The 23,611-nt window shown below is 59.0% G+C and carries 20 protein-coding genes and 4 pseudogenes; 10 read left to right on the top strand and 14 right to left on the bottom strand.

What is annotated here, in order from left to right; genetic code table 11:
- Positions 1-95: 95 nt before the first annotated feature.
- A pseudogene (locus tag ABIB66_RS38040) lies at positions 96-593 on the top strand (IS66 family transposase); the annotation flags it as partial.
- Between the two features lie 1,232 nt (positions 594-1,825).
- On the opposite strand, the gene ABIB66_RS38035 reads toward ABIB66_RS38040, so the two are convergent.
- Positions 1,826-1,981: a hypothetical protein gene (locus ABIB66_RS38035; protein ID WP_354258421.1), complete on the bottom strand. Its 156-nt coding sequence runs from the start codon at positions 1,979-1,981 to the stop codon at positions 1,826-1,828.
- Positions 1,982-2,392: 411 nt separating this feature from the next.
- Here ABIB66_RS38035 and ABIB66_RS38030 point away from each other — a divergent pair.
- Positions 2,393-2,695: pseudogene (locus ABIB66_RS38030) on the top strand (hypothetical protein); the annotation flags it as partial.
- Between the two features lie 1,571 nt (positions 2,696-4,266).
- Here the strand turns inward: ABIB66_RS38030 and ABIB66_RS38025 are convergent.
- The 4 genes from ABIB66_RS38025 to ABIB66_RS38010 form a co-directional block, all read right to left on the bottom strand.
- The gene (locus ABIB66_RS38025) at positions 4,267-5,406 is read right to left on the bottom strand and encodes an FAD-dependent oxidoreductase (protein WP_354212055.1); all 1,140 of its coding nucleotides are present in this window, start codon (positions 5,404-5,406) and stop codon (positions 4,267-4,269) included.
- Positions 5,407-5,607: 201 nt separating this feature from the next.
- On the bottom strand, positions 5,608-6,393 hold the full coding sequence (locus ABIB66_RS38020) for a hypothetical protein (protein ID WP_354212054.1): 786 nt from the start codon (positions 6,391-6,393) through the stop codon (positions 5,608-5,610).
- 1,314 nt (positions 6,394-7,707) lie between these two features.
- A complete protein-coding gene (locus tag ABIB66_RS38015; RefSeq protein ID WP_354212053.1) occupies positions 7,708-7,947 on the bottom strand; it encodes a hypothetical protein in 240 nt (79 codons plus the stop codon).
- A gap of 185 nt (positions 7,948-8,132) precedes the next feature.
- On the bottom strand, positions 8,133-8,618 hold the full coding sequence (locus ABIB66_RS38010) for a septal ring lytic transglycosylase RlpA family protein (RefSeq protein ID WP_354212052.1): 486 nt from the start codon (positions 8,616-8,618) through the stop codon (positions 8,133-8,135).
- A 364-nt stretch (positions 8,619-8,982) separates the two neighbouring features.
- Between ABIB66_RS38010 and ABIB66_RS43725 the strand changes: the two are divergent.
- From ABIB66_RS43725 to ABIB66_RS38000, 3 genes and pseudogenes are all read left to right on the top strand, one after another.
- Positions 8,983-9,304, top strand: a pseudogene (locus ABIB66_RS43725) (ISL3 family transposase); the annotation flags it as partial.
- Positions 9,284-9,715 carry an EAL domain-containing protein gene (locus tag ABIB66_RS38005; protein ID WP_354214166.1) on the top strand — a complete coding sequence of 144 codons (432 nt, stop codon included), beginning with the start codon at positions 9,284-9,286 and terminating at the stop codon, positions 9,713-9,715. The pseudogene ABIB66_RS43725 and the gene ABIB66_RS38005, both read left to right, overlap by 21 nt.
- Positions 9,716-10,656: 941 nt before the next feature.
- Positions 10,657-10,857: a cold-shock protein gene (locus tag ABIB66_RS38000; RefSeq protein ID WP_354212046.1), complete on the top strand. Its 201-nt coding sequence runs from the start codon at positions 10,657-10,659 to the stop codon at positions 10,855-10,857.
- A gap of 103 nt (positions 10,858-10,960) precedes the next feature.
- Here the strand turns inward: ABIB66_RS38000 and ABIB66_RS37995 are convergent, their stop codons facing one another.
- The 3 genes from ABIB66_RS37995 to ABIB66_RS37985 form a co-directional block, all read right to left on the bottom strand.
- The gene (locus ABIB66_RS37995; protein ID WP_354258415.1) at positions 10,961-11,173 is read right to left on the bottom strand and encodes a hypothetical protein; all 213 of its coding nucleotides are present in this window, start codon (positions 11,171-11,173) and stop codon (positions 10,961-10,963) included.
- 34 nt (positions 11,174-11,207) lie between these two features.
- Complete coding sequence (locus tag ABIB66_RS37990; RefSeq protein ID WP_354258412.1) at positions 11,208-11,378, bottom strand: hypothetical protein; 171 nt, start codon at positions 11,376-11,378, stop codon at positions 11,208-11,210.
- Positions 11,379-12,066: 688 nt separating this feature from the next.
- Complete coding sequence (locus ABIB66_RS37985) at positions 12,067-12,240, bottom strand: hypothetical protein (protein ID WP_009859265.1); 174 nt, start codon at positions 12,238-12,240, stop codon at positions 12,067-12,069.
- A 797-nt stretch (positions 12,241-13,037) separates the two neighbouring features.
- Between ABIB66_RS37985 and ABIB66_RS37980 the strand changes: the two genes are divergently transcribed.
- Positions 13,038-13,271 carry a hypothetical protein gene (locus tag ABIB66_RS37980; protein WP_354212042.1) on the top strand — a complete coding sequence of 78 codons (234 nt, stop codon included), beginning with the start codon at positions 13,038-13,040 and terminating at the stop codon, positions 13,269-13,271.
- A 50-nt stretch (positions 13,272-13,321) separates the two neighbouring features.
- Here ABIB66_RS37980 and ABIB66_RS43720 read toward each other — a convergent pair.
- Both ABIB66_RS43720 and ABIB66_RS37975 read right to left on the bottom strand, forming a co-directional pair.
- Positions 13,322-13,426: pseudogene (locus ABIB66_RS43720) on the bottom strand (SOS response-associated peptidase); the annotation flags it as partial.
- Positions 13,427-13,810: 384 nt separating this feature from the next.
- Positions 13,811-14,239: an H-NS histone family protein gene (locus ABIB66_RS37975; RefSeq protein WP_354212040.1), complete on the bottom strand. Its 429-nt coding sequence runs from the start codon at positions 14,237-14,239 to the stop codon at positions 13,811-13,813.
- Between the two features lie 523 nt (positions 14,240-14,762).
- On the opposite strand from ABIB66_RS37975, the gene ABIB66_RS37970 reads away from it, so the two are divergent.
- Positions 14,763-15,488 (top strand): hypothetical protein, encoded by a 726-nt coding sequence (locus ABIB66_RS37970; RefSeq protein ID WP_354258409.1) that lies wholly within the window; start codon positions 14,763-14,765, stop codon positions 15,486-15,488.
- 1,878 nt (positions 15,489-17,366) lie between these two features.
- On the opposite strand, the gene ABIB66_RS37965 is transcribed toward ABIB66_RS37970, so the two are convergent.
- Complete coding sequence (locus tag ABIB66_RS37965) at positions 17,367-17,684, bottom strand: hypothetical protein (RefSeq protein WP_354258406.1); 318 nt, start codon at positions 17,682-17,684, stop codon at positions 17,367-17,369.
- 558 nt (positions 17,685-18,242) lie between these two features.
- Between ABIB66_RS37965 and ABIB66_RS37960 the strand changes: the two genes are divergently transcribed.
- Complete coding sequence (locus ABIB66_RS37960) at positions 18,243-18,737, top strand: DUF4142 domain-containing protein (protein ID WP_354258403.1); 495 nt, start codon at positions 18,243-18,245, stop codon at positions 18,735-18,737.
- 1,094 nt (positions 18,738-19,831) lie between these two features.
- On the opposite strand, the gene ABIB66_RS37955 is transcribed toward ABIB66_RS37960, so the two are convergent.
- Positions 19,832-20,044 (bottom strand): helix-turn-helix domain-containing protein, encoded by a 213-nt coding sequence (locus ABIB66_RS37955; protein ID WP_354258400.1) that lies wholly within the window; start codon positions 20,042-20,044, stop codon positions 19,832-19,834.
- Between the two features lie 478 nt (positions 20,045-20,522).
- Between ABIB66_RS37955 and ABIB66_RS37950 the strand changes: the two genes are divergently transcribed.
- Complete coding sequence (locus ABIB66_RS37950) at positions 20,523-20,768, top strand: PilZ domain-containing protein (protein ID WP_354170706.1); 246 nt, start codon at positions 20,523-20,525, stop codon at positions 20,766-20,768.
- A gap of 241 nt (positions 20,769-21,009) precedes the next feature.
- Complete coding sequence (locus tag ABIB66_RS37945) at positions 21,010-21,234, top strand: DUF6894 family protein (RefSeq protein WP_354258397.1); 225 nt, start codon at positions 21,010-21,012, stop codon at positions 21,232-21,234.
- 758 nt (positions 21,235-21,992) lie between these two features.
- On the opposite strand, the gene ABIB66_RS37940 is transcribed toward ABIB66_RS37945, so the two are convergent.
- Together ABIB66_RS37940 and ABIB66_RS37935 are read right to left on the bottom strand one after the other, a co-directional pair.
- Positions 21,993-22,259, bottom strand: coding sequence for a DUF3892 domain-containing protein (locus ABIB66_RS37940; protein ID WP_354202964.1), 267 nt, complete (start codon positions 22,257-22,259; stop codon positions 21,993-21,995).
- A gap of 47 nt (positions 22,260-22,306) precedes the next feature.
- Positions 22,307-22,843, bottom strand: coding sequence for a hypothetical protein (locus tag ABIB66_RS37935; protein WP_354258394.1), 537 nt, complete (start codon positions 22,841-22,843; stop codon positions 22,307-22,309).
- Positions 22,844-23,611 lie beyond the last annotated feature (768 nt).

Raw genomic sequence — 23,611 nt, 5'->3', positions numbered from 1 at the left:
AGCAGGCAGCGCAACAGACCAACCTATAGGGGGTCAATTTTGGACGCCGATCCCCCGGCTTAGGGGGTCAATATTGCAAGCCGAATGACAGCCTGGATGCGTTGTTCGAGATCGAGCGCGCCATCAACGGCCGTAGTGCCGACGAGCGGCGGGCCGTGCGCCAGGAGCGGAGCAAGCCGCTGCTCGACGACATGCACGACTGGCTGCTCCGCGAGCGAGAAAGCCTCTCGCGCTCCGCTGAGGTCCTGAAGCCCATGAACTACATGCTCAAGCGCTGGGACGACTTCGTCCGCTTCCTCGACGATGGCAGGATCTGCTTGACCAACAATTGCGCTGAGCGTGCATTGAGAGGCATTGCCTTGGGAAGGCGCAACTGGACCTTCGCTGGTAGCCAACGTGGCGCCGACCGTGCCGCGATCATGCTGACGATGATCACGACTTGCCGCCTCAACGACGTCGACCCAAAGGCCTGGCTCGCTGAAGTCCTCGCCCGGATCGCCGATCTTCCCGCGTCGCGGCTGCGCGAACTGCTGCCCTGGGAATGGAAGCTCCTGCACCAAGCCGGCAAGTCCGCCGATCAGCAAGCCGCCTGACCTTCCCGCAAGCCATCATATGGCTCGCCGTGCCCGCGCGCACGCGTCAATCAGGCGGTCTTCGTCGTATGCGTACGTAGGTCTGGCGTAACACGCTTTTGCGTCTTTGAAGCCCGGACCTTTCGTCCCATCTGGGAACAACTCCGCACGCACTAATCGGCGTCCCCGCGCTGTAGCAAGTATTGTGCCGTGTCGGATGTATGGTGGATGAACGAGATCGTTCAGCAAGGCCCTATGGATCACCCCAAGTGCAGCCGCGCAGGGCGCCTGCCATGTCGTCGGTGCTATGTTGCTTTCCGGGCATCGAACGGCGGCAGGATGCTTGATAGGTCGAGATAGCGATACGGCATACTGTGCGTTACTTGTGATCCGCGAGAAAGCCAGCAACGAAGGTCCGGAAGTGGCCCAAATGCGAAGTGCACGATCTCCGATAGCTAGGTCGCTGTCGGGGGAAAAGCGGAGGTCGCACACATTTCGCGGGCGATCTTACTGCGCTAAAAATGCGAATGCGACAACTGTGCCACCATGCTTGCGAAAATCAGCAGTGCCGGGAGGGATTTTCGGGTCATTGGCCTCGGCGAATCGCGCGCAGCCGATTGACCGGGTTGAGGTCTAGGCGGTCTCTGGGACCGCACGAGTTTGCCCTCTGTCGTTGGCGTCTGAGCCTTTGGTTCCGGCGCTGCGCCTACGCCTCCCATCTCGCTGTAATAAGCGCTGTAGACCTCGCGAACAGCTAGGGCCGCGGACTCTGGCTCGCTCATTGTCTCGAGCCGAGTTCGATAGTTATTCAGAAAGCTTTGGGCGCTGGACGGCAGGTCATCGAAACCACCGAGCTTGGCCATCATGAGCCAGGTGGCAAAATCCGCCTCAGCCTTCGTGCGCGCTCTCTTGCTGATACTGGCGTTGGAGCTAGAGGACATGGTGGTCCGATCGGTTTGAACCCGGCCGCGAAGCTGTTCATCGACACTATCCGCGCGGCGGGAAAGGCAATTGGCAATCCAATCACAGTACCGGGAGAGTTCAAACCCGAACCTTACCAACTAGTCGGCTCCTGGCCTGGTTGAAGGGACTGAGCAGGCTAACTAGGGACCCAACCAGCTCGCAGTCGCCAAGTCGATTATCGACATTGCGACGTGAGCTATGTCGAGGGCGTCCTTGGCTTATGGCACGATTGGGCATGAACCCAACCCGCAAGAGCCGTTAGACATCAGATGCAGCCGTCCAGCGCTCAATCAGGCGTAAAGCGATGCTGGCGAGCAAAATCCCGAGGACCCGCCAACCACCTTTTCGGACGCATCCAGCAATCTAGCATCGCAATCTGGCGTCAGCTTTTGCAACAATTCCTGCATCACTGCGATTCCAAGCACGAGGCTGAACACCAGCGTCATCCGGTCCCGGTACGCGGCACCAAATGCGAAACGTAGGAACGTAAAGCCGCGACGTGTTCGATGTTGGCCGAATTGCTCAGTTGAGGGCCTTGGTGGATTCGAGACAGACTTGCGTAGGTGGATAAACGCAAGAGAAGCCCACGCAACTGAAATCTATACAGCATAGTTACGACTGACCCGCGTTGTTGCCGCAATAATTCAGCGCCAACGGGTCTAGCGGCTCGCATTTGCCAAGGTGGTGGCTGCGGTTCTTCACCCTGATCCAGAACTTCTGCCGCCGCTCGGGCAGGGCAGTACGACCAATGGTGGGCGCACCTGAACGTAACTTTTCGTGATTGAACTAATAAAAAGGATTTAATTTATTTAATCTGGTTTAAGTTAAACAGTTGCAGTAGCCCGAGGGGATACCCGATGCCCACAACAGAAGAAGACGAAGACCGCCGGGAGTTCTTGAAGACCTGTGGCAGGTTTGCTGCCGTAACCCCGCCAGCGATGACGCTACTGCTGTCGACGTCGTTAACGTCAACAGCCATCGCACGTTCCGGCGCCCAAGACGGAGCAGGATATAGCGGCGGAGGCGGCAGCAGTCATTCAGTTTTCGACAATGATCCACACAGCGCGACCGAGGATCACTCGACCAAGGAGCATTCATCAACCGGCGGCGGTGCTGGGGGCTCTGGCGGGGGTGGCGGCGAGAACTCGGGTGGCGCAAAGGGCTCCAAGGTCGCGCATTCCGGAGAGGAAGGCTCCCGATCTGGCGGTGGCGGCGGTAACAAGGGCTCCTCGGGCTTTGGCGGCCAGGATGGAGATGACAAGAAGAAGAATGAGCGCGATTGAAAAGGACCCGTCGAGCGCCGCTTAGCTGCTGTGTGGTGGGGGCAACATGCGCCATCTCAAGGTGACAATCCTGGTTTTGGCATATGCGGTGGTATTGCCCGCGTCTGCGCAAACCTGTTGCCCCACCGGCTGCGCGCCAGACGCCAATCGGTGCGTGAGCAGCGGTCCGCTGTGGACCAGATGCCTTCCTATCGCCTGCGCCGAAGATTCTCGAGGGCCGTCACGTGGGTCCGCGGTGAACAAGCACAGAGCCGCCGTGCTCGCCCGCCGGCCAGCGCGTACCTACGTGGTCCCAGCTCAGATTCCCCCAGAGTGCCCATTGGTGAAACCGAGCAAGGCGCAGGTCGGCGAGGCGACCGCTCAATGCATGAACGTGTTGACTCGAAATGCGCAGTTGCGGAATTGCTTTTTTGAGGACGACGCTGGGAGGGCCGAAGAGGAAAGAACCGGCCTGATCTGCCCCGATCGCCAAGCTGCTCTGGCGAGGCAGTGTCTACAGCGCTGCGTCAACTATGCGTCCGATACGACACATTTGGTGTGCGCCGGCAGCTATCCGAACACCGTCTGGCGTGTGTCTTTTGGAGCTATCTCGGGCTACACTCTCGGTTCCGAGCATGTCGACCTCTGCGGCTCTCGGCTAAGAACGCCGCGGCAAGCTCCAACGCGATGAGGTGCGCTGGACTGAGGCCTTCGCTGCCATCCGGACGCAGACAAGGGGCGGCCAACTGACCCTGCTGGGAGGGCAGCGGCAGTGAAAGCCGCGGACGTCGCACAGTGCCGGGCGGCCATTGCCAGCGCCGCGGCGAAAGGAAAGGCGCCCTGAGGGCGCACGTTAAACGTATAACGAATCGCGCCAGTACGGTGTGTCGCAACTCACACTGTGGATAACAAAAGTGCCCGCGGGTCGCGCCATTCGATGGAGCCGCACAGCCTTGATGCGGCTGCTGAGGCTGCCGGTCCGCGGACGATCAATGCACCACGCCGAGGTGAGCAGCCGTCGCGGATGCAGGGCGTCATCACACCATGGAGCTTTCAAACCGATAAGCTTGACCCCGTCGCGAATGACGGGCTTCGTTCGAGGCAATGCAGGGACGGTAGATCTGCTGCGACGGAATCCGGCTGGGCCTGGACAGTTGCACCCAAGGCCGTGCGGGATCTATGCCGCACGGCCTTGGCTGACTGGGGACCGGGGTCACCCAATCGCCAACTCGCGCTCACGTTAGGCCGATCGGCGGTCCGGGTATGTGATGTGAATCAGAGACCTATCGTGCCGATCAACCCCGGGACCCCCACGCCCATTCACACCACGGCTCAAGGCTCAATTCGCGCTTCAAGAGTCTTCGCGCGCGAATTCGGAGGTCCCGCGCCTAAGCTCGCCGGCGCAGAACATATCGGCCAGTGACACCGCCAGGGTCACGTAGCCGATCCGGCCACGCCGCGATATCCGCTCAGGCGAATTGAGAATATCGGGAAAGCTGAAAGAATGACTCTGCTTCGTAGGACGGATCGGTGGCCAGTCGGGCAAGCCTTTGCCCGATGGCAGGCGCGAACTTCGCACCATGGCCCGAACACGCGGAGCAGACGATTAGGCGGGAATCCGGCCAGCGATCGATGATGAATTCCTCGCCCGCATCGGGCAGGCGGTCGGCGGGCACGGTGTTGGTGTAGAGGCAGACGTCTCGATCGATGATTGGCCCGGCCGCGCCCGGGACAAGGGCCGCCAACGCATCGCCGACCGGGCGGAGTTCGGCCTCGGTGGCCTGCGGACCCCAGTCGTCGGGGCCGACCACGGGCCCGTGGTTGTGAGGCGCCGCTTTGACGCCGCGCTGTTCGAAGTCCGGAAAGCCGTAGACCACGTCGTTCGGACCTCGGTCCAGAATGAAGATCGGGAAACGACCGAGCGCCACAGTGTCAGGGCGGGTCGGCTTGAACCAGCCGACCGCCTGTCGGGTCACGTTGAGCAGCGCGCCCAGTGTCGGGAGTGCGCGACCGAGCCATGGACCCAGCGCCAGAATCGCGCGCTCGGCGAAGAACTCTTCGGTCACCGTGCGGATCGATACGCCGTCTTGGTGCGGCGTGAAGCTCGCGCGTTCCGGAATCACACGGTTCCCGGCGCGTGAGCGCATCAGTCTCATGACGACACCGGTCCGCAGTATCGCGCCACCGTCTTGTACTACGACGTCCCAGTCGTCGGGCAGGGTGAAAGCCGGAAATTCCTTGTTCGCTACGGTCGCGGTCAACATCGGATCAGGGCGCCCTTTCGCGATCGCGGCCGCGCGTGACGACGCCACCATCGCAGAGCCGAGGAGGCCTGCCTCCAAAACAGGGGTTTCCGTCAGAACCGTTTGACGGCTTTCGGCCTGCAGCCGGATCCAACCGGCATGAGCCTCGTCGCTCAGGCTGGTGTAGTTGGGGTTTTCGAAATTGAAGCGACGGAAAATTCGACATGAACCATGTGACGAGCCTCGATCCGAACCGGGTCCGACGGGGTCGAAGCCGAGCGCATCGACGCCGGCATCCAACAATGAGTTGAGCGCTGCTCCGCCCAGGAGTCCTAGACCCAGCACAGCGACTTCGCATTTTCGCATGAAGGCCTCGCGAGCGATGCCACGACTGGCCGATCATCCTGATGATTTCGCGGATTTACAAGGTCTACGGTAGGGCGATTACGTCGCGAAAGGGACCGCGGGGCGACAGCGGGCCAGATCCGAAGTCTGAATAGGAGCCGCAGTCAACGGCGTCCGTCTCCATAGCTTTAGTTTCGGCCGCATGAGCAGGTCGGTCGCGGCTTAGCGCGACCATGGCCACGATAACGACGGTTGCGGTTTTATAGCTTGCGGTCTGGCAATTGGCGCCGGCTTTGGCGCCTGGGCAACATTGGCCGACTGCCGTGGACGCGGCAATGGTACTTCCTGCATGACCTGTGGCTTTTCTGGGATCGCGTTCGTAACTTCAGGCATCATCTCCTTTGGTGCTGAGGCGTTCGCCGTGGCGCGGGCGAGTTGCTCCTGGTTTGCGTTGAGGCGATCGGTGAGCGTTTGACTTTCGCGTGCCATCTGGATCTGGATCCCTTTGACATCGTCGATGACACGGCTGTTACGTGCGAGTTCTTCCTGGCCTGTCTTGAGTTGGCGCGCGACATTTTCATTGTCGTGGACCAATTTCTCTTGCGTCACGTTAAGCTGTTCGACTGCTTGCCTCAAGGCAGCGAGATCGCGCGTCATCGACTGCAGCTGCTGCGTCAAGTCGGAAACCAGGGCGATTGCAGACGGCGCCGCGTCTTTCGGCGCCGCAGCATCTCGGGGGCCCCGCGTCAGGGGTGCAGGGTCCGAAGGGGCCCTCGTCGCCGGTTGTGCGGAGGACGACCACCACCACCAAGCAGCAAAGGACACAGCCAACAGAGAGCAGACGAAGGCCACGTGGCGCTGTTTCGTCGGTTGATGGTTCGTTGCCGGTGCGCGAGACGTCTCCATGGTCGGCTGGACCGAGGGACCGTCTTCCGCCTTGCGCGTCAGGTGCGAAAGCTCCTCCGCGATCTGCCGTTCCGCGACGCTGTCGTCCCGCGTGGAAGCCATTTGGTGCTCCATATGAACCCTTGACGACGGTGCTGACTTTCGTTGTTTAGCACAGTTTTAGCCTGTGCGCTCGGGCCCAGCGCTGCGCGCGAAGGCGCCGTCGGCAAATGAGTCCGATCGCCGAAAGTTCGAGGCTGATCGAGGCAGGAAAAAGCGCCTAAACTCCAGTGCGGCGTGTGCTTATGCCGATGTATGACGTCGAATGGCAGGCTCGCGTGTCTTGCAGCGGGCGCACTCAACCTCCAGCCAGGCGAGTCCGCCACTAAGCATTGATCGATCGTCGGGCAGGGCTGCGCAGGGCCCCCGTAGCATTCCATGCGGACGGACCAGGCTTCCGCCTCCGGCCGGTCGGCTTCTCGAACGGCCTCCTGGGCGCGCTCGCGGGCTCATTGCGATGGATCATCGCGCCCATAATCCGGCCGCTCCAGACTACCTCTCCACACTTTTCGCGGAGGATTCCGCAGGTGGCTTGTGAAGCTAGCCGCAGCCGGGAGCCCCACACCTCACTTCGGTCAAGCGCGACTGAGCCTAGCGGCTCCCGCGATCTAATGTGCCAACGTGGCTCGAACCGTAGAAGTGGCAAGCTCCGCGCGGAAAAAACGCAGAGCGCTTTCGCGGAAGGGGGCGAGCTACCGGTCCCTGGTTCTCGCCACGCCGAGGATATCCACTCCTCCAAACTGTGGGCGCTAAACCCTCGCGAAGATGTTCATTTTTCGCAAACCGCGGACGGTTCTAGAAATAAGCTACGGTAATGAACTACGGTAACTCGGCCAAATCGCCATACGTGATGCCACTATGGGCATCCGCCGGCAAGGATGTGAACCTTTTCGTCCTGCTGGGCTCTCGCGACTTCGACAGGCATAGTGTCCTTTTCGCACGCCTCGCGCCGCTCAACTGCGAATACTTTCTGCACACGCCGGTTTCAATTGCTAGCTTCTAAAATCTTTCTTGCAGTCGCTCTTCGTCGCGTTCGTGCTCGGAAGGTCGATCCCTCGCGGATTTGGGAGAGCTGCCATCCTGCACGCAGGATGCAAGTGAAATCAAGATTTCAGGCCTCGCTCGGCGCCACCGATCTCGCAATTTCGCCGACGTGAACGGGCGGGGGAGCAGTTGGATCATCGCGGCCAACTGGGCTCAGGCCATGGCATGTAAAGACGCAGCCCTGCGGAGACAGGGCATCGATGAGCTGCAGCGGCGCCCTCTCATGCTGTGACATACCGGCCGGCACGATCAAGACCTACAAGGCCGGCACGTAGGGCAGGGGTCCGGCTAATCGTCGAAGCACGGTCCGGCATCGCAGAGCTTGGGAGCTAGTTAGACGGGCAGCCGAAGCCAAAGGTCGTTGCTGGACAGCGTACCGGCCGGCGTGGCTATCTCCAAATCGACGACGCGAAATGAGCCGGGCTGATCATCATACAGGTAACGAAGATGCCAGACCGGGCCGAGTTCTGGTGTAATGGCGAAGTCATCTAAGGCACTCGCGACGTATCGAACGGCATCGCGATGTGCTATCGGCGCGGAGAACATCGTGTCGATCAGCGTGACGAGGCTCATACCTTCCTGGAGCATGGTACGCGCGACTTCGTCTCCGTGGACGAGCCTAAGGGCCGATACGAGGGCCGCGATAGCGTCAGGGTTCTTTAGAGACACGGCAAATTCGTTTCAGGCCAAAAGCCGGACTATTGACGTACGGGCGCGTGGGCGGCGGTTGCGTGCTTTCGCAGGGCAATGCACGTCTGCTACAACACCTCAGCACGGACTTGAGCAACGCCACGATTTGTAATCCCCAAGCTGCGCGCGGCCGCCAGCGAGAGGTCGAGGACGCGGCCACGGACCCATGGTCCGCGGTCGGTGATACGAACGACCACCGACTTATTCGTCTCAAGATCAGTGACGCGGACTCTCGTGCCGAACGGCAGACGGCGGTGCGCCGCGGTTAGTAGATTCCGATCAAACGATGAACCGCTCGCTGTCTTGCCTTTGGAATAGGAATAGTAGGAGGCTTTTCCGGAAATGAATCGATTGAAGGATTGAGCCCCTGAACGATCTTTCGGCTCTTGTCCGTTCGGAGACTGCGCTTGCGGCTCCTCCTTCTTTGTCTGATCGAGTCCTTCAGGAGCGGGCTCCGCGTGAGCCTTTGGAACGATGGACCATCTGTCATTGAATGTTTGCCCGACGGCAGGGGTCGCATGAAGCCCCGTCCAAGTTGAGACCGCTGCAATCATTATCATTCCAGAAAGCGGACGCATGATCGACCTCGCTACAAATCACAAAACAGAGAAACAATGCAAACTCATAACGCACGTTCCGGCACATCCCCGATTCATATGTAGAAAGGTGATGTACTACCCATGGCGGAACGTAGACGCAGCGCAGCAAGCAGATAGCTCGCTGCAACGCACCACGTTAACGGCATCAGTTCTAGAGCTCTCTGGCGAAGCGAGCGTCAACACCGCCTGTATGTGCAGGGGTTCAATCAGTGGCGTGAATGTCTTCGCCCTGATTATAGACCGAGGAGGACATTGAACGGACCGCCGCAGTTTGGTGGGGCGAGAGGCCGCGAGCCACCTAAGACGCTCCGTACGTTGCCTGCCATGGCTCGATGTTCAGTGGACCCCTCGTCACTATAATGGCGCCGACCTGTGGGGTTGCCTCAAGGCGCAGGGATTTAGCTCGGTGCGAGTCGTTGCCGAATGGGCGACACGCCGTTGGCGTGCCGAAATGCCCAATGCTCAGAGCCTGCAGCGCGTACCGTCCGCGAGACCTATCGCGCGCTGATGACCAATGGCCGCGATACGCTATCAAAGTCAGAGACCGTCACTATTGCGGCAATTGAGCAGGCATTCCTCTCCTGGTGGAAGCTCGAGAAGTCATAGCCAGTTTCCATGCGATGATCCGCAAGGAGGCTCACGGAGCACTCGTCCGCATCAGACATCCTCATTGGGGTATGGTCTCTCCCGGCTGTTTCAAAGCGGACGACAGAGACCCGCATTACGCAGCTTTGTCGGAATTCCTTATCAACCAAGCGGTGGCGGATTGGCATTGCTTCGTTTCGGAATGCGGGCCAATTGTACTTGCGATCAATCTGCCGCTTTCGTTTCTCACAAGCGATGGTGCACTTACGACGATTGAGAAGCTTCTTCCCAGGCATCCGGCCTTTCCGGGACTGATTATCGAGATCGATGGCACGGAGCTTCTGCGTGACTTCAGGCTTGCAAGGGATGCCGCGCATTCGCTAAAGTTCCACAATGTTGGCCTTTCCGTTGATGGGTTAGGTGCAGAATGGCCCTCGCTCCTCGGCCAGGAGGAGTGGCCATTTTGAGCTAAAGGTTGATCGGAAATTTATCGATGGGTGCGCAGGCGACGGGCTAAAGCGCGCGGCTTGCATGAGGATTGTAAAAATGTCCGAAGGCAAGACACGAACGGTCGCGAAAGGGGCGAAAGAAGAGCCGATTTCCTGACGGTCAAGGAATTGGGTTTCGACATGGCCCAAGGGTGTTATGTTGGTAAACCAATGAACCGCAGGAAATCTGCGCGGCACATCGCCGATACTCGGTTCACGACGGGCTGACGAGCTTGCCCCAAAGAACAACACTGCGGGTGCGTTCGCACTCGGCATCCCTGAAGCGAGCTGCTGGCGAGAATGGCAGGGGTTGCCGAGGTTCTGGTTGTGGACGTGCATCGTGACGCTTCCCGGTCCGCCGTTCGGGGAAGCTGGCTCGTTCGATGAAGCGAAGGGGCGATTCATGGTCGCATGGGAGAATTTCAAGGCGAAGCATACGGCGGAAGAGTTGGGGAAGGCCTTCGCTGAGATGAACCGCGCCAACCGACCAGACCATTATCTGCGCTCAGTGCGTTAGCGCGTCGCATTTGATTGCAACAAAATTTTCCGGTTCACGCTGCCGGCCATTTCAAAGCCGACGAGTTCGTCCCGACTGTGTACGCGCCAGCAGTGAGATTGCCCCCGCTTCAGGGGGAGTTTTGGGTGGCCGGAGCCGCTCCGCCAGCTCCGCGGGGAGCCGGCAAGATTCTCAAGCTCCCTATCGAGGTGTTCGTTCCCTGCTGGTCCACCGTGAGAAATTCACGGGAGGCGCCGGTTCACGTTGGCTGCCTTCCTCATGTGGGCAGCAACATGACGCCTGTCCCAGTATAAGCGGTCATGCATCCAACTCGCACCTTAAACGGGATCCTCGGTTGGCGCGGGCTTTTCATTTTTATCAGCTTCTGTCATCTTGCGACGTTCATTTTTCAGGAGAGACGTGCGTGGCGACAGGGATTGTGAAGTGGTTCAACGCGACCAAAGGCTATGGTTTCATTCAGCCCGACGACGGCGGGAAGGACGTCTTTGTCCACATATCAGCGGTGGAGAAGGCTGGCTTCAGTGGTTTGGCAGAAGGTGCAAAGGTGAACTACGAGATCGTGAGCGATCGGGGCAAGCAGTCCGCAGGTAATCTGAGACTGTAGGCGTGGCTGGGACAGGGCTCGCCAGTTCGCGCCGGCGACCGGGCGCTTTGGTCACGTGTATCGAAATTGAGTACACGCTTTGGTGCTGCGATCTTCGGCGCTTTCACCGCTCCATTTCCTTGACGGCCTCCTTTAGCAGTTCGAGAAGCCGGATTTCACATGCCCCCATGACGAACTGATCGGCATCGTCAGGCACGACAATCTGCCCCTGCACGTGTCCATCATGGGATTGGATGATGAAGTCTCGGGCCTTGCACGCTTCGTTGCGGACGTTCGTTATCGCCTCAAGCGGACCCCATTCAATTCTGACAGCCACTGCTAACCCTCGCTCTTGGGGAAACGCGCGCGAGTTACTGCGCGTCATGCGAGTTGAGGAGCGGTAAAGCCGGCAGATCGATCGGCTCGCCTGGAGGTCGATCAACCCGGTTCGCTTTCTTTCCGCTGACGAGGACACCAATATAGCCGGCACCCACCAGTAGGGCCCCTGCGATCATCAGCCAGTGCGGGAATGCCAAGGACATGGTCGCTGGCCTCAAAATACCGCGCACGAGCGGCGGTAGGACAAGCCTATTCAACCATTTCGTGATTGAACAAGTCAAATATTTAATATTTAATAGCTACATTAACTGATTAATTGTGAGATATTAAGAGCGCGGGGTGCACTTATGCCCTCGATCGAGTCTATGCACTTAAGCAGCACAGGGCCTTCCGATCAGCACCCCTATGATCGCGCGCCGGGGGCGCCTGCTGCGTGGTGTCCTTCGGCAAGTGGGCCAATCGTCGCCGAGCCGGAGGCCGCGAATGACACCGCGGGCGAATGGCCTCTGCTACCGTTTCCTGATGGCTGGTACGCCGCCTGCTGAGTTGTGACGCGCTGGCAACCGGCAAAGCCGGCACTTGATAGCGTCTGCGGGCCGGTGGGGTTGCCCATTTAGCACAGTGGCGAGGATTCACCCCAATCAGGGATGATATGTGAGATACTCGACAGACAGTGTCGGAAGAGGCGATACTCTTGAGGCGGGATGATGGGCGTAGTCGCGTCATTTTGCATGTCGGAAGATGTACTTCGCTTCTACCAGTTAGCTGAGGTGTGCAGGGAACGGGCGGCGCAAGCCCGTCAGCCCGTCGACGCGGAGCCGTGGCTAAAGCTTGCTGAGGACTGGCTCGAATTCGCACGAGCCGACCAGCAACGGCGGGACAACGGAGCGCTTACGAGCCGCGCTGCATCCGATGAACAGCGACCAGAAGATCTGGCCGCTCGAGCACTTCCACCAGCTTGTCCAAGATGATGCGCTCGTTATTCCGGGGCCTCGGTTCTAAGTATTCTTCCAAAATGCGCTGGGCGTCACTAACAGCTTGAAGAGCTAGCTGTTCATCCGTCATCTGTTAGCCTCCAGTGGCCATTCAGAACGGAAGAACTTACGTGTAAGATAGTTCCAGATCCCTTAATTGCCGGTTGATGATGCGGTGCTCACGATAGGGGAGGCCGGCGGGTTTTTCTTCTGATCAGATCGGACCGGGGCAGGCCAGTCCACGATGACTAAGTTTCACCCATGTGTATGATTCCCTTGGGCGGGGCTTGATTCGTCATGCTGGAAGCCATTCTCCTATTGCTGGGAATTGGGGCCGCAGCCCTTCTGCTGATCGCCTTCTGGGGACTGCAGCATCACGTATGACTGCGCCTCGGGGGCTAGCGCCTCGGGGGCCGCTGGTTGACGCAGCGTGCTTGCTGCACGCGACTGTGATGACTGTTAGGAAACGTCCTGTGAAGTAGTTCACAAGCGGGAGGTATTCCTGAGCCTAGCGTGCGCGCTTCCACTGGAGGGAAGCGCAATGAAGTGGAACTTGGCACGCTATCGAATGCTCGCGCTGACGGCCGCTGTTCTGGTGGCGGCTGGTACTACCATGGCCGTCGGTACTCCTCGTGGAGTCCATGAACCAATGTTGGGGTCCGAGTGGCAATGCAGCCGGACCATGCTGCTCGTGACCACGTGTGCGCACTGAAGCATTGATCGGATAGCCACGACGCGCTCGGCAAAGTTAGCGGGCGCTCGTTCACACATCTCGGCCTTCACGAATGTCGGCCTAACAATCGGTTAACGAAGAACCCGTAGCGTGTTCCGCCGTTGACCTGCATCCCGTCACGCATGACGAGGTGGGTCTAGGACGGGGCCGATACCATGGCGGACCTAAGGGAAAAATTGGACAAACTCCGTGCGGATGCCGCCGATTTGGCCCTTATGAGCAGGCGGTCGAGCGACCCGCAAAAGCGCGCACTTTTCGAACGTTTGGCAGATGAGCTCGCCATAGAGGCTCTCGAACTCGAGCAGGTGGTGAAGCTGCAAAGCCGGCGCTCCGGTCACAGCGACATGGATAAAGTCGTGCCCCTCCACGTGCGTCCAGATCGTCGCTGACCCGATCCCGCTTCCCTTTGTGGGCCACCGCCGCAGGCACATTGCGGACGAGGGGCGGGGCAGTCCGGGAAGATGCCCGGCGTGCTGGGCAAGTCGCCAACGCTGCTGTTGAGCGCGCCGAACAGGCGACGGATCGCGTCCACGTTTCTCGTCATGGAGTAGAGAGATTGAACACGATCGAGTCTCCGAAGGTGCCTGGCGGGGACGGGCGGCCAGTTGCAGAAGAGTGGCTGCCGGCCGCATCGAACATCAAGGGCATGCCTGGCAACAAGAACGGACCACCCGCAAAAAAGCCGGGCCGCCAATAATCGGTAGGTGGCCCGTAAGCTCCGTCGCCGCGCGGCTTTGCTTAGTCTGCTATGGATCGCCCGGGAGCGGCATTCTTTGGCTGATCGCCGTGCATAATTGCAGCGGCCTCGTCGACGGCTGCCATCACCTCGACGGTCGCGGACTGATGGATCATGTGTCCGGCACCACCAATGCGGTGCAATCTGCTTTGCTTGCTATTGACGTGCAGTCTGGCCGCCTCTCGAAGTCAATTATCCGGTCATCTTCGCGGCTATAGCCTGATCTTGGATGTCCGTCGTAATCATTGCAGTGGGCCTTCTTCCCAATGTGATCGCGGCGCTCAATTTGTCTGCCGCTTTTGAACCGAAGCGTGGTCGATTAAGAAATCGTCCAACTTCCCGGCCACCTCGAAGCTGCGGCCGCAGCCATCGAGGCAGTCTGCCGCGGCCGGACCATGTCTCCGCCGGGTTATTTGGGTTGCTATATTTGGGGCGAACGGGCGGGTATGGACGGCGTTTACGATCGAACCGTACAGCTTTCTCGGCCAGTCCAATTTTGCGGAGCCGCTCCTCCAACCGTGCTTTTTGCACCAAAATTTTCTGACTGAGGGTGGCGGCGACCTGTTGGTGAAGCATCCAAAGCTCGTCAAGGGAAAGCGAATTGAAATGCTCGGTGTTCATCGCTCGATCTCAATTCTTGGGAGAAGGCCCAGGCAGACAACTCGGGAATGAAGGAGCAGACAAGCCATGGGTTAAATAGTCGTCGCACAATCCACATTTAAATGAGGAGGTAGAACGGGAGAAAGGCGCGATGGCGGTAATATCGTGACGGAGCATTTACTTGGTGCGTGCTCACTCCGGCCCGCACACCGGCATCCGTATCATCCACAACCTACCGCTCGACCAGTTGCGCTTTCACGTTGCCATTGCCATTGCGAGGGTGAGCGCAAACGCCGCAGCGACGGTGATCAGCCGGCGGTCGCGTCGCAGATCGGGAGCGGGATCGACGCCCAACGTAACGCATGGGGTTCGATTTAATTGAACGCCGCTGCCGCATTTTGCAACCGAAGAGTGTTGGATGGCCTGTTAGCTCGGGTGGCCAGAAGCACAATTAATCCATCACGTTGCCAGATTTAAGCCGCATGGGGGCCCATGTCGCCGCGAAGGCTCGTGCCGAGTAGGGGCACCACACCGGGAGTTTTCGATGTCCCGTCATTTGCGATTTTACTTCGCCGGTTTAGTCCTTGTCGGAGGTCTTTCGGCGACACCAGCGTGCTCCGACTCTTTTACCGCCTTGTTCAATATTGCTCCGCGCGACCCCTCTGCAACCTCTTCGGCGCAGGCGGAATGTTTGCCGCGACCCGGCAGCTCGCCCGCCGCCGGCCAGCACTGGGTGTATAGGCGGGACGGTCATCGCAAATGCTGGTTTTTGGCCGAGGGCATCGCAACGCTGCGAAAACCGGCTCATGCGCGTGTGGCCAACCGCGCCGCCAGCTCCGTCAAGAACGAGGCCGAGCAGCAAAGGGCGATCCCCGTGATCGATGCGCGCGCGGACTTGCCAAGCTCATCGCCGGCCGAGGGGGCTCAGCCGACGCCGCCGGCACGCGAACTCAAGGTGGCCGATGCAAATTCTGTTTTCGATGCGGGCACGCCGGCCCTGATGGCGGCGGCACCCGCCGCGGATCTTCCCACCAGCCAGCTCACGCCCGAGCACCGCGGGCCGCCCCAAGTTGACGTGGAGAAGCTTGCCGCGGCCGCGCGAGCCGTCTCACCTCCAGCTATGCCGCTGGGCGCGCGCAATGAAGAGGTGCGCGACGAGCCGCGCAGCTGGACGGTCACCTGGCTAGGTGTGTTGCTGATGACGCTGGGGGGCTTTTCGATGTTAAGCTCGAGCCGGACGCTTCGGCAGACGGTGAGATTAAGTCAGTGAAGCGCGCTACACTGGCAAGTTAGGTGACGCGGCGGCCGCGATCGATGAGCTCACGGCGGTATAGCTGAATGCCACACGTACAAGGTTCCACACGCCTGCCGTCAGTTTAGCGCTGCCTTGGAGGGACATTCGATTAACATGGCGGTCCCCCTTTCGGATGGCACTGCCATCATGCGGTACAAAGCGTTTGTGGTGGACAGCAACCGGCGAGTGATCTGCGCAGCAAAGCTTGACTGTATTGACGAGCAGGCGGCGAGACGTCGAGCCTAGCAAATGCATGGCGAGCACGACGTGGAGCTTTGGGAAGGCGATCGGCTCGTTGCTACTTCTCAAGGTGCAAACATCGAATGGATAATCGGTGCAACCGCCCTGTCGGAATGACGGCCGCCGACTTGTTCACGCCTTCGCCCAGGAACTGTAGCGCCTTATCGCCCTGTTCAGGATGTCCACAGCTAAAGTCCAGGGGAGCGTTCGCTCGCTGCTCGCGCGGTTCATTTCCTCAAATGTATTCGCCAGCTCTTCTGTACGGGGCGAATAAGGACGTCGTGCGCTACAGCACTGGCCTTCATCGTGACGCTTCCCGGTCCACCGTTCGGGGAAGCTGGCTCGCTCGATGAAGCCAAGCGCGCCGCTTCAAGGTCGCCTGGGAGAACTCCAAGGCGAAGCATCGGCCAAGCTGGCGCTCGATATCGCTTCGCTGATCGGCGCCGTCGGTAGCTCCAAGTTGCTCGGGGAGCTTTTCCTTTCAAGCACGCAACACTCTCCGCGCCCTCTGCTCCTCAGATTGCTACATCCGCCGCTGAGATGAAAAAGGCCGCAGGATCAGCTCATCTCCTGCGGCCTTTATTTTCCCGGGAAAATTGAGTGCTTACGTAATGGACACTTCCAGCCCCGGCTGTTGGCGATGATTGCAGAACCTGGTTGGCGGGTTGAGTCCAAAACATCTGTTCCGAAGCGGAACATGGGAGGCTGTTGCGCCTGCGCAACGTCTCGTCCTGATGCGGAAGAGGACGGGCGCATAACCCGAAGTTCTGCCGTGTTTCATCGAGAGTCCGACCCAGTATTCTTGCGGGCGGTTGAGGCGTTCGAATTGGTGTAGATTCGGGGAAATGGTGAAAATGCAAGTGCACCATCAACCGTAGCACCAAGCTCGGCCGACGGGGAGGGAAGCATGGTAGCAGCTCTGCAGATAAACTTTGCGCTGTGGGGAATGATAGTTTGTGCCGCCTACGAGTTTCTGCAACTCGTCGAACTATTTTAGAACAGCAGCCAGCCCCGGACTGCAATCACCGTCTTGGCGATAATGTACAGCCACGCCAGCGTTGTGATAGCTGCAGCGCTGAAGAAGGCTACCGTAGAACCATGAAGCGTACCTTTGTGGGAGGCGAGTGAGCCGAGTAACATCGTTCTCGGTGTCTCTATCCGTGCACCAATTCGTGGATAGGTGCCAGCGGGCATGGGGGCGCCCCATTTCAACCCCGTGGCCACGGGCCTATGAGGGCGGCCGTTTGATTATCAGGGCGACCACCGTGATCGGTTTACCGGGCGCTGCTAAACTTTCAGAACGTGGAGATAAGCCAATGCGCCATGGCTCGGCTCGTTGAAGGTGAACCTCATCAACGCCAGGAAACCTGAACAAGAATGTCGCGAAGGTCCACGCGGGTGAGAGCACGGTGCAACGGGGTAGGGGTATCCGCAGCTTCAGAACCAATCGTTTCTTAGCGACCGCTCGCCCCCCGTTTCACCCGCATCTGCAATTGAAATGTTGGGGGGTACCGCATGGCGCCTCGTTTGCCGCCGCCCAATTGCTAAGCTGAGCCGTTCGATGTCGCGCTCGGCTTCGGGCGCAGCTGCTGAAGGTTTTGGCAGAGCGGGTGGTTAGAGCCGAGTATCCAGCGAAAGCCCAAGAACAAACGCCTTCGCGGCAGTCGCTCCGGGCGTCCGCTTCAGCGCCCGCGCAATTTTCTTAACACCGGCCTTCTTTTTCGCGAGTGACTTCAGCGTCTTCAGGTCGTCTTTCGTCCACTCGCGGCGGACAGCCTTTTTCTCTTTCGCGCCGCTTAACACATCGCGCGGTGTGCGCAACCCGACATCCCTGTTCGTTTTGGAAGCACAAATAATCGAACCCAACACATCCCGCATATCCGACAAACGGCCGGCGAGTCGTGCTGGGGCTGGCGCGCCTTCGCTACTCACCGCTCTGTCCGCATGAAGGGGCTGCGCTCTGAGATCAAACGAACGTCGTGGTCGGCTGCCACCGTCAGAGAAACCTCTATCCGCAGGGGGGGCTCTGGGGGGCGCTCAGCTACCATTGCCCAGGCGATGACGCCGACTGCTAAAAGGGCCACCGCTATCCAAGGATGCCGCATCACTGCGTCCTCGCTAGTCTGTTATCAAAGTCCCGATCAGATCGAGCAGCGTCTGGTGAATTAGCTGTTCCGTAGGAAATGTCCTTGTACGAGGTGCGTCCTCCTGAGTTGGCATTCGGCCAATGCTTCACGACTGGCGTGCTCGAAGGTGGTTGCCGCGACAAATACCAGATGCTGCTTTCATACCCGATCGCTCATAGCGACGTAATAGCGCCCGCACTATTCGGTTCCAGTTGGACATCGTGCCGACTACGGAATCTTGCGGTGGCCTGCGTTGGCCACTAGAGGGGTCTGCCAGGACCGAACCCCGGCCGAAATGCGCGCTCGATTGGAACCTCTACCGCAATTGGGGTGTTCATCGGCAAAACAACCCGCAGGAGCGCCTATGAACAGAATGCTTGTGTCGCTCGGGACAGTAGCCTTGATGGCGATCTCAGTTGCGAACGCATCTGCGAAAGATAAGCAAAGCGAGGCGTTCCTTAAGAAGGCAATCGAGGGCAATTTCGCTGAGGTGAGCATGGGAGAGCTGGCGCAGCAGAACGGCCAGAGCGATGCCGTCAAGTCGTTCGGCAGGATGCTCTCCACCGACCATGCTGCCGCCAATCAGAAGGCTTTAACTGCTGCCCAAGCAGCAGGAATGAACCCACCGAGCGGCGCGAGTGCGAAGCAAAAAGCCGACCATGACAAGATGGCAAAAATGTCCGGCGCAGGGTTCGATAAGATGTTCGCTACCCACATGGTCGCAGATCACCAGAAGGACATCGCCGAGTACAAGAAGGCGTCACAAAGCAAGGATGCTGCCGGTGAATATGCTTCTGGCCAGATTGATACGTTGCAAAAACATCTCGACGCCGCAAAAGCGTTGAAGGCCGGTAGTTGATCTGACACGGCTTCATGGAGACGCGCCAAGACTACCTGCTCCGGCTGGCGAGCGTTTTAGATGATGTCGGGGCGGACCGGCAGGTGATAATTCGGGACCGGTACATCGAGTACGCGTTCGGCGGGAACGACGCGCTCGCGCTTGCAGAGGCTGAGGTCTTCGCCCGCGCTCATGGCTGCACGTTTCGTTACAACCGCATTGAGCAACAAGGCGTGTTCACCAGGTCGTATCCCGCCGGAGGCAGGGCTTAAGCTTTTAGGAACGACCACGCAGTTTGATCTGCTTCTTTAGCTTGGAATAGCGAGCCTCGACCGATGCCTGACTGCGGCCGAGGTATGCTGCAATGTCGCTGAATGACGCTCCGCTCGCGCGCATCTGAAAAAGCATTTCGTCGTCCTCTGCGGACCAAATCGCCGAACTTTTAGGAGCCCCGGATCGGACCAATTTCCACCCTGCTGCCGATTTTGCGATCAGACAAAAAGCAGGACCGCGATCAGCCAAATTATGGCGGGTGGCATCCTAAAAACAACCGCTTACAGGTTGGGCAGTCGTACAGGCGCACGCCGGATCGGCAGTGTTATCACTGTGTCCCAGCAGGAGGGCCTCACCGCTAGGAGCGCCACGCGAAAAGGCCGCAGCGGCAAACCACTGCGGCCAGCCGGGTTAAAATGAAGACGTGAAATATTGATTCCAGCCCCGGCAAGACAAGCCTACAGCGACGGCTCAAGTCCGCAATGTCGGCGATGTCACACTTATGGAAAACTTAAATGTCAGTCTTGCTGACTGAGGGAGGGCTCGCCGGGGCTGGCTAAAGCGAGCCCTCAACCTCGTGTGCGACGCCGCCCCCCGGCTGCCTCATCGCAGAAACAATCTGCACACCCGATCTCGTCGAATTCATGTCAACCAATAGCGATGGTTCGCAAGCCGCGTACTTAACTCACCACCGCGCGATGATATTTTGGCGAGCAGGCCGCCTCATGTTGGCGACGATCACAGCAAGCAGCGCATCGTGCACGTGTGGCCGGAAGATCAACCCGGCAAGCTCATTGAACCGGCGCCTATTGATTGGGCCGCGTACCGCGCAAGCCGCGCACTTATCCAAGCCACTGCGCGAAGGCGTGTCCGCTCCTTCGGCTTGTTCGCCCTCGCTGCTTGCGGAAGCGTTGTAACCGACCGTACACGGCCTGGCGACTGCGACCCAAGCGCTCGCCCAACTCGGTCGCAGTCATGCCCTCGTCGAATAGCGCAAGTAGTTGCGCTTCTTGTTCGGGCGACCACGGGCGGATCTCTTGTCGATTGTTGGACATAGATTCATGCCAGCAAAAGCGCTGCGGAGCGTCATCGTACGTCAAGATCGTAAACGATAAGTTCAGGAGGAGCCGTGAACGTCGCCTGACTCGCGCTTGCAAACCCAGGGGCACGTGTAACGTCGACCCAAGATACGGCGTCCAGGGTGCTCGTGTAACGATCTGTAAGTATTGGCATGCAAAATAGCGCCTTTCTGCGCGTGATCAGTCCGACCAAGGAGATCGCCGTGATATCAGATAATGATGACGAACTTGCTGTTTTGACGCGAGAGATCGCTGACAAGGTGACCTATGTTCATAGCCAAACGATCCTGACCGAGGTCCTTGGGCGAGACGGACACGACGTATCCGACTATGAGAGAGCGCTAGCCAAAGAGCGGTCGGGCTTGGCAACACGGATCGCGAGGCAGTTTAGACTGCTTGAAATAGCTTCGGCCAATGAAGGACCCGAGACAGCCGCGTCAACTCAAGGATAATCATGTCGGATCGCCGGAAGATCGATCGTTCGGAGGTCGACTTAGCCGCCTACATTTTTGGAGATGGCGGCAGCCGACGTTGCCGCGTGTTCAATATCTCGCAGGACGGTGCTGGGATCGAGTTATCGACGAAGCTGCACATGCCTGCCACATTCAAGATGATGTTGGAAAGAGACCGTATCATCAGAGATTGTCGTCTCGTTTGGTCCAGTGATACTCGCATCGGCGTCGTGTTCAAAGCCGATTGAGTCGGCTCTGGTAGGTTGTCGGTGCCAGCCAAGTGCCCCAGGGGACGAAGTCGGGTAGTGCTACCACGCTATCTAGCGGCAGGCGTCGAGCGTTGTTGCTGCGGGTCAACGACGACGCACGCGGCGTGTGCTGTGAGGAGGGCGCCCGGTGATCCGCTTGCCAAAACCCTGTCACTTTCGACAGGTGCGGGCCGTCCCGACATGTAGGCATGATCGCGGCTTAAGGACGAGGGCCGCGGACATGCGACGCTATTATTCCCCGATTTTACACGACGGCGAGACACAGGCGGACGATGTGGGAGAGCTATTTGGCTCTGCGGAGCAAGCCGTCCAGTACGGCGCCCGCGTCGCTCGGGATATCGCCAGCGATCCAGATTGCGACCGTGATGCAGGCACGGTTGTAATCGTGATCGACGCCTCCGGTGCCGAGATCGCGCGGCATAGGGTTGGCGAGGCAGAACGCTAAGTTGTCCGCGCGCATTGGGTCGGCGGTCGAGACGTCAAGACGGGGTGGTTCGTCGGGTGAGCTGTGTTCCTTGTGCCCAGACATCGTTGTCAACATACGTTTTGAACTGAGCCGTCGCACTGCCGAAAGCGGCGTCATCTAGGGCAGCTGAATTGCAAAGAGAGCGGCCTCTATACTCAAATCCCGCCGGACCATTCCGCGGTCGTTGCGCGAGCTGTGCGATCGAGCATCTGTATTCGTACTGCTTCCATTCCGTAGAGTGATAGTCAGGCACCAAGCCAATCGAGAACAATACCCGGTCGCCACCAGCTACCGAGTAAGCCCCATCCGAAATCGTATAGTAATAGGGGTCTCTAGACGGAGGCTGGAACGACCACCATGCCCAGAACAGCGACAGCGACAAAGCTGCCCCACCAGTAACGATGGCGAACCTGCCCAACCGGCTCTGCACAATCCGCGCCAGTACCATCTGGGAGCGCGCTCCTATTGATGGGTGCCGTAGCGATTGCCGGTTTTGGAGTTCACGTACGTGCCGCCACGATGAGATGAGCCGGAGATGCTCCCAACGAAGCTCCCCCCGTGGCTAGAAGCGTGATGTCCGCCGCCGTAACTGACGCGGCCTCCGTGTGATCCGCCGCGTGCACTCGCATCCTGGGTCAGAGCTAGAACCACCAGCAATCCCATAGTGGCTTTGATCGTATTCTGCACTGTTGCCCCCGCAAATTTTTGAAATTCTGGTTCCGCAAAAAGTTTGAGCCCTACGGGCACTCGCGGAGTGCCAGCAGGTTGTCGTTATAGTAGCCGTCGGCGTGTGTTCGAACGTATTTGCCATTGGGGCCATCGACTACGCCGATGTCAGCCCGCTTGCCATCGACCATTGTGAAAAAAGTGTTTGAGCCCGACTCGATGGATTGAATCACCTGCAATCTAGGCCATTTCCAGTTAGACCCGCCAAGGTGAGTGATGCCCTCATGCGGATTGTCTCTAGGCTGCTTGTTGATACACGTGACCTGAGCATCGGCCATGGCAGTTGATCCTCCGTTCTAGGAAAGGATGTTTCCAGCGAATGCGGTCAGACCCCTGGCGGCCCTTGCGCCACGTCGACGACATGTCGTTCCGTACCTACTGTGATGACGATGGTGTAGCTCTTCTGTGCGCCGGCCTGATCGGTTGGCGGCGCCACATGAAGTTGACCACCGTACCATTCACCTGGCATTAGCGTGTTGTCTTTGATGACCGACTGCTCAAGCACGGCCATGTTGCGCTGCCCAGTTTCCACCGTTGCAGCAATCATAGTCTCGTTCTGCGCTGCTGCGTTGTTTTGTGCGATTACTGCAGCGGTCGGGCTGTAAAACGTGCCAGTGCGCCCGCTCGGAGTGGTGTAGCTCCCATGTCCCGCGTGCGATGCGCTGTAGGCATTGGCTCCTGCTGCCAAGCCTGTGAGGAGGGCGGCTGCGACCTGCCGATTTCGCTCCTCTTGCACCAACATCTCGTAGGTCACGACTTTCATCTCGAAGTCAGAGCCAGCGGCGTGCTGGACAGCTTCGACTTGCGCGACGCGGAAGTCGACCGGCTGCTTGCTTAGATTGTTGATGCCGACGATGAACACAGGTCTCCCGTTCGCCTGGAGCTGGCGCGAAGCTGGTTTGACGAGAACGAGCGAGTTCTTTTGTCGAGACACCAGGGCTGGCTGCCCATCTCGCATAAGCGCCTGCTGCTGCGGATTTGACGCTCGAAAAGAGACGGTCTCGCCACTAGATACGCAGCCGCCTAGTGCGACGCAAAGCGCCACGATGCCAAATCTACGCATGTAAAAAGCCCCCCGGCCTAAAAACAACGGGGCGCACTGAACCTCAACCAGTGCGCGAAATCAATAGGTTGCGCGCGTAAAATGCAGCAACTTGGGAAAAATATGCAAGGCTTGTGGACGAAAAAGCGGAAGCGCCCCGAGGCGGGTGTTTGTTCTGCGAATCATGTGACAGCAAAAGGCCCGCCGGTTCACACTGGCGGGCCTGGCGCTCCTGGCGCTCAAATCCGCAATTGGATTGGCGGCCGAGAGCATTGGGGGCTGGAAGCCCAGCCGTGCCATGTTCGCCTTTGGCTGACAACACCTGAACGTCGGAAACCGGTAGTTGTCCGGAGTCCATTTTCGGAACGGGGTGTTCTACTGTCGGAACACCGGCGCGATTTAAGTACCATCAAATTTCAAGTTGACCCGGATGGCCGCAGTGGGGCTGGAACCACGCTGCGGCCTTTCGCTTGAGCGAACCCAATTCTTTTTTGATCCGTATTTAACGGCGCAATGTTTTCCGGGGGACGATTTGGGAGCATCCAAACCATAGTGGCTACTATATTGGAGCGCGAGCTGGCCGCGCGC

Source organism: Bradyrhizobium sp. F1.13.3, from assembly GCF_040548265.1.
Lineage (GTDB): Bacteria > Pseudomonadota > Alphaproteobacteria > Rhizobiales > Xanthobacteraceae > Bradyrhizobium.
Note: the sequence above shows the minus strand (reverse complement) of the source record. Positions and strands in the feature narration are given on the sequence as shown.

Coding starts and splice junctions, on each gene's coding strand:
- ABIB66_RS37980 (WP_354212042.1), top strand. CDS start 13,038: ATGGCGGACCTAAGGGAAAAATTGGACAAACTCCGTGCGGATGCCGCC.
- ABIB66_RS37955 (WP_354258400.1), bottom strand. CDS start 20,044: ATGTCCAACAATCGACAAGAGATCCGCCCGTGGTCGCCCGAACAAGAA.
- ABIB66_RS38005 (WP_354214166.1), top strand. CDS start 9,284: ATGATCCGCAAGGAGGCTCACGGAGCACTCGTCCGCATCAGACATCCT.
- ABIB66_RS37990 (WP_354258412.1), bottom strand. CDS start 11,378: ATGTCCTTGGCATTCCCGCACTGGCTGATGATCGCAGGGGCCCTACTG.
- ABIB66_RS38035 (WP_354258421.1), bottom strand. CDS start 1,981: ATGACGCTGGTGTTCAGCCTCGTGCTTGGAATCGCAGTGATGCAGGAA.
- ABIB66_RS38020 (WP_354212054.1), bottom strand. CDS start 6,393: ATGGCTTCCACGCGGGACGACAGCGTCGCGGAACGGCAGATCGCGGAG.
- ABIB66_RS38010 (WP_354212052.1), bottom strand. CDS start 8,618: ATGATTGCAGCGGTCTCAACTTGGACGGGGCTTCATGCGACCCCTGCC.
- ABIB66_RS38025 (WP_354212055.1), bottom strand. CDS start 5,406: ATGCGAAAATGCGAAGTCGCTGTGCTGGGTCTAGGACTCCTGGGCGGA.
- ABIB66_RS37950 (WP_354170706.1), top strand. CDS start 20,523: ATGTCGGATCGCCGGAAGATCGATCGTTCGGAGGTCGACTTAGCCGCC.
- ABIB66_RS38015 (WP_354212053.1), bottom strand. CDS start 7,947: ATGAGCCTCGTCACGCTGATCGACACGATGTTCTCCGCGCCGATAGCA.
- ABIB66_RS37940 (WP_354202964.1), bottom strand. CDS start 22,259: ATGGCCGATGCTCAGGTCACGTGTATCAACAAGCAGCCTAGAGACAAT.
- ABIB66_RS37945 (WP_354258397.1), top strand. CDS start 21,010: ATGCGACGCTATTATTCCCCGATTTTACACGACGGCGAGACACAGGCG.
- ABIB66_RS37960 (WP_354258403.1), top strand. CDS start 18,243: ATGAACAGAATGCTTGTGTCGCTCGGGACAGTAGCCTTGATGGCGATC.
- ABIB66_RS37985 (WP_009859265.1), bottom strand. CDS start 12,240: ATGACGGATGAACAGCTAGCTCTTCAAGCTGTTAGTGACGCCCAGCGC.
- ABIB66_RS37975 (WP_354212040.1), bottom strand. CDS start 14,239: ATGAACACCGAGCATTTCAATTCGCTTTCCCTTGACGAGCTTTGGATG.
- ABIB66_RS37970 (WP_354258409.1), top strand. CDS start 14,763: ATGTCCCGTCATTTGCGATTTTACTTCGCCGGTTTAGTCCTTGTCGGA.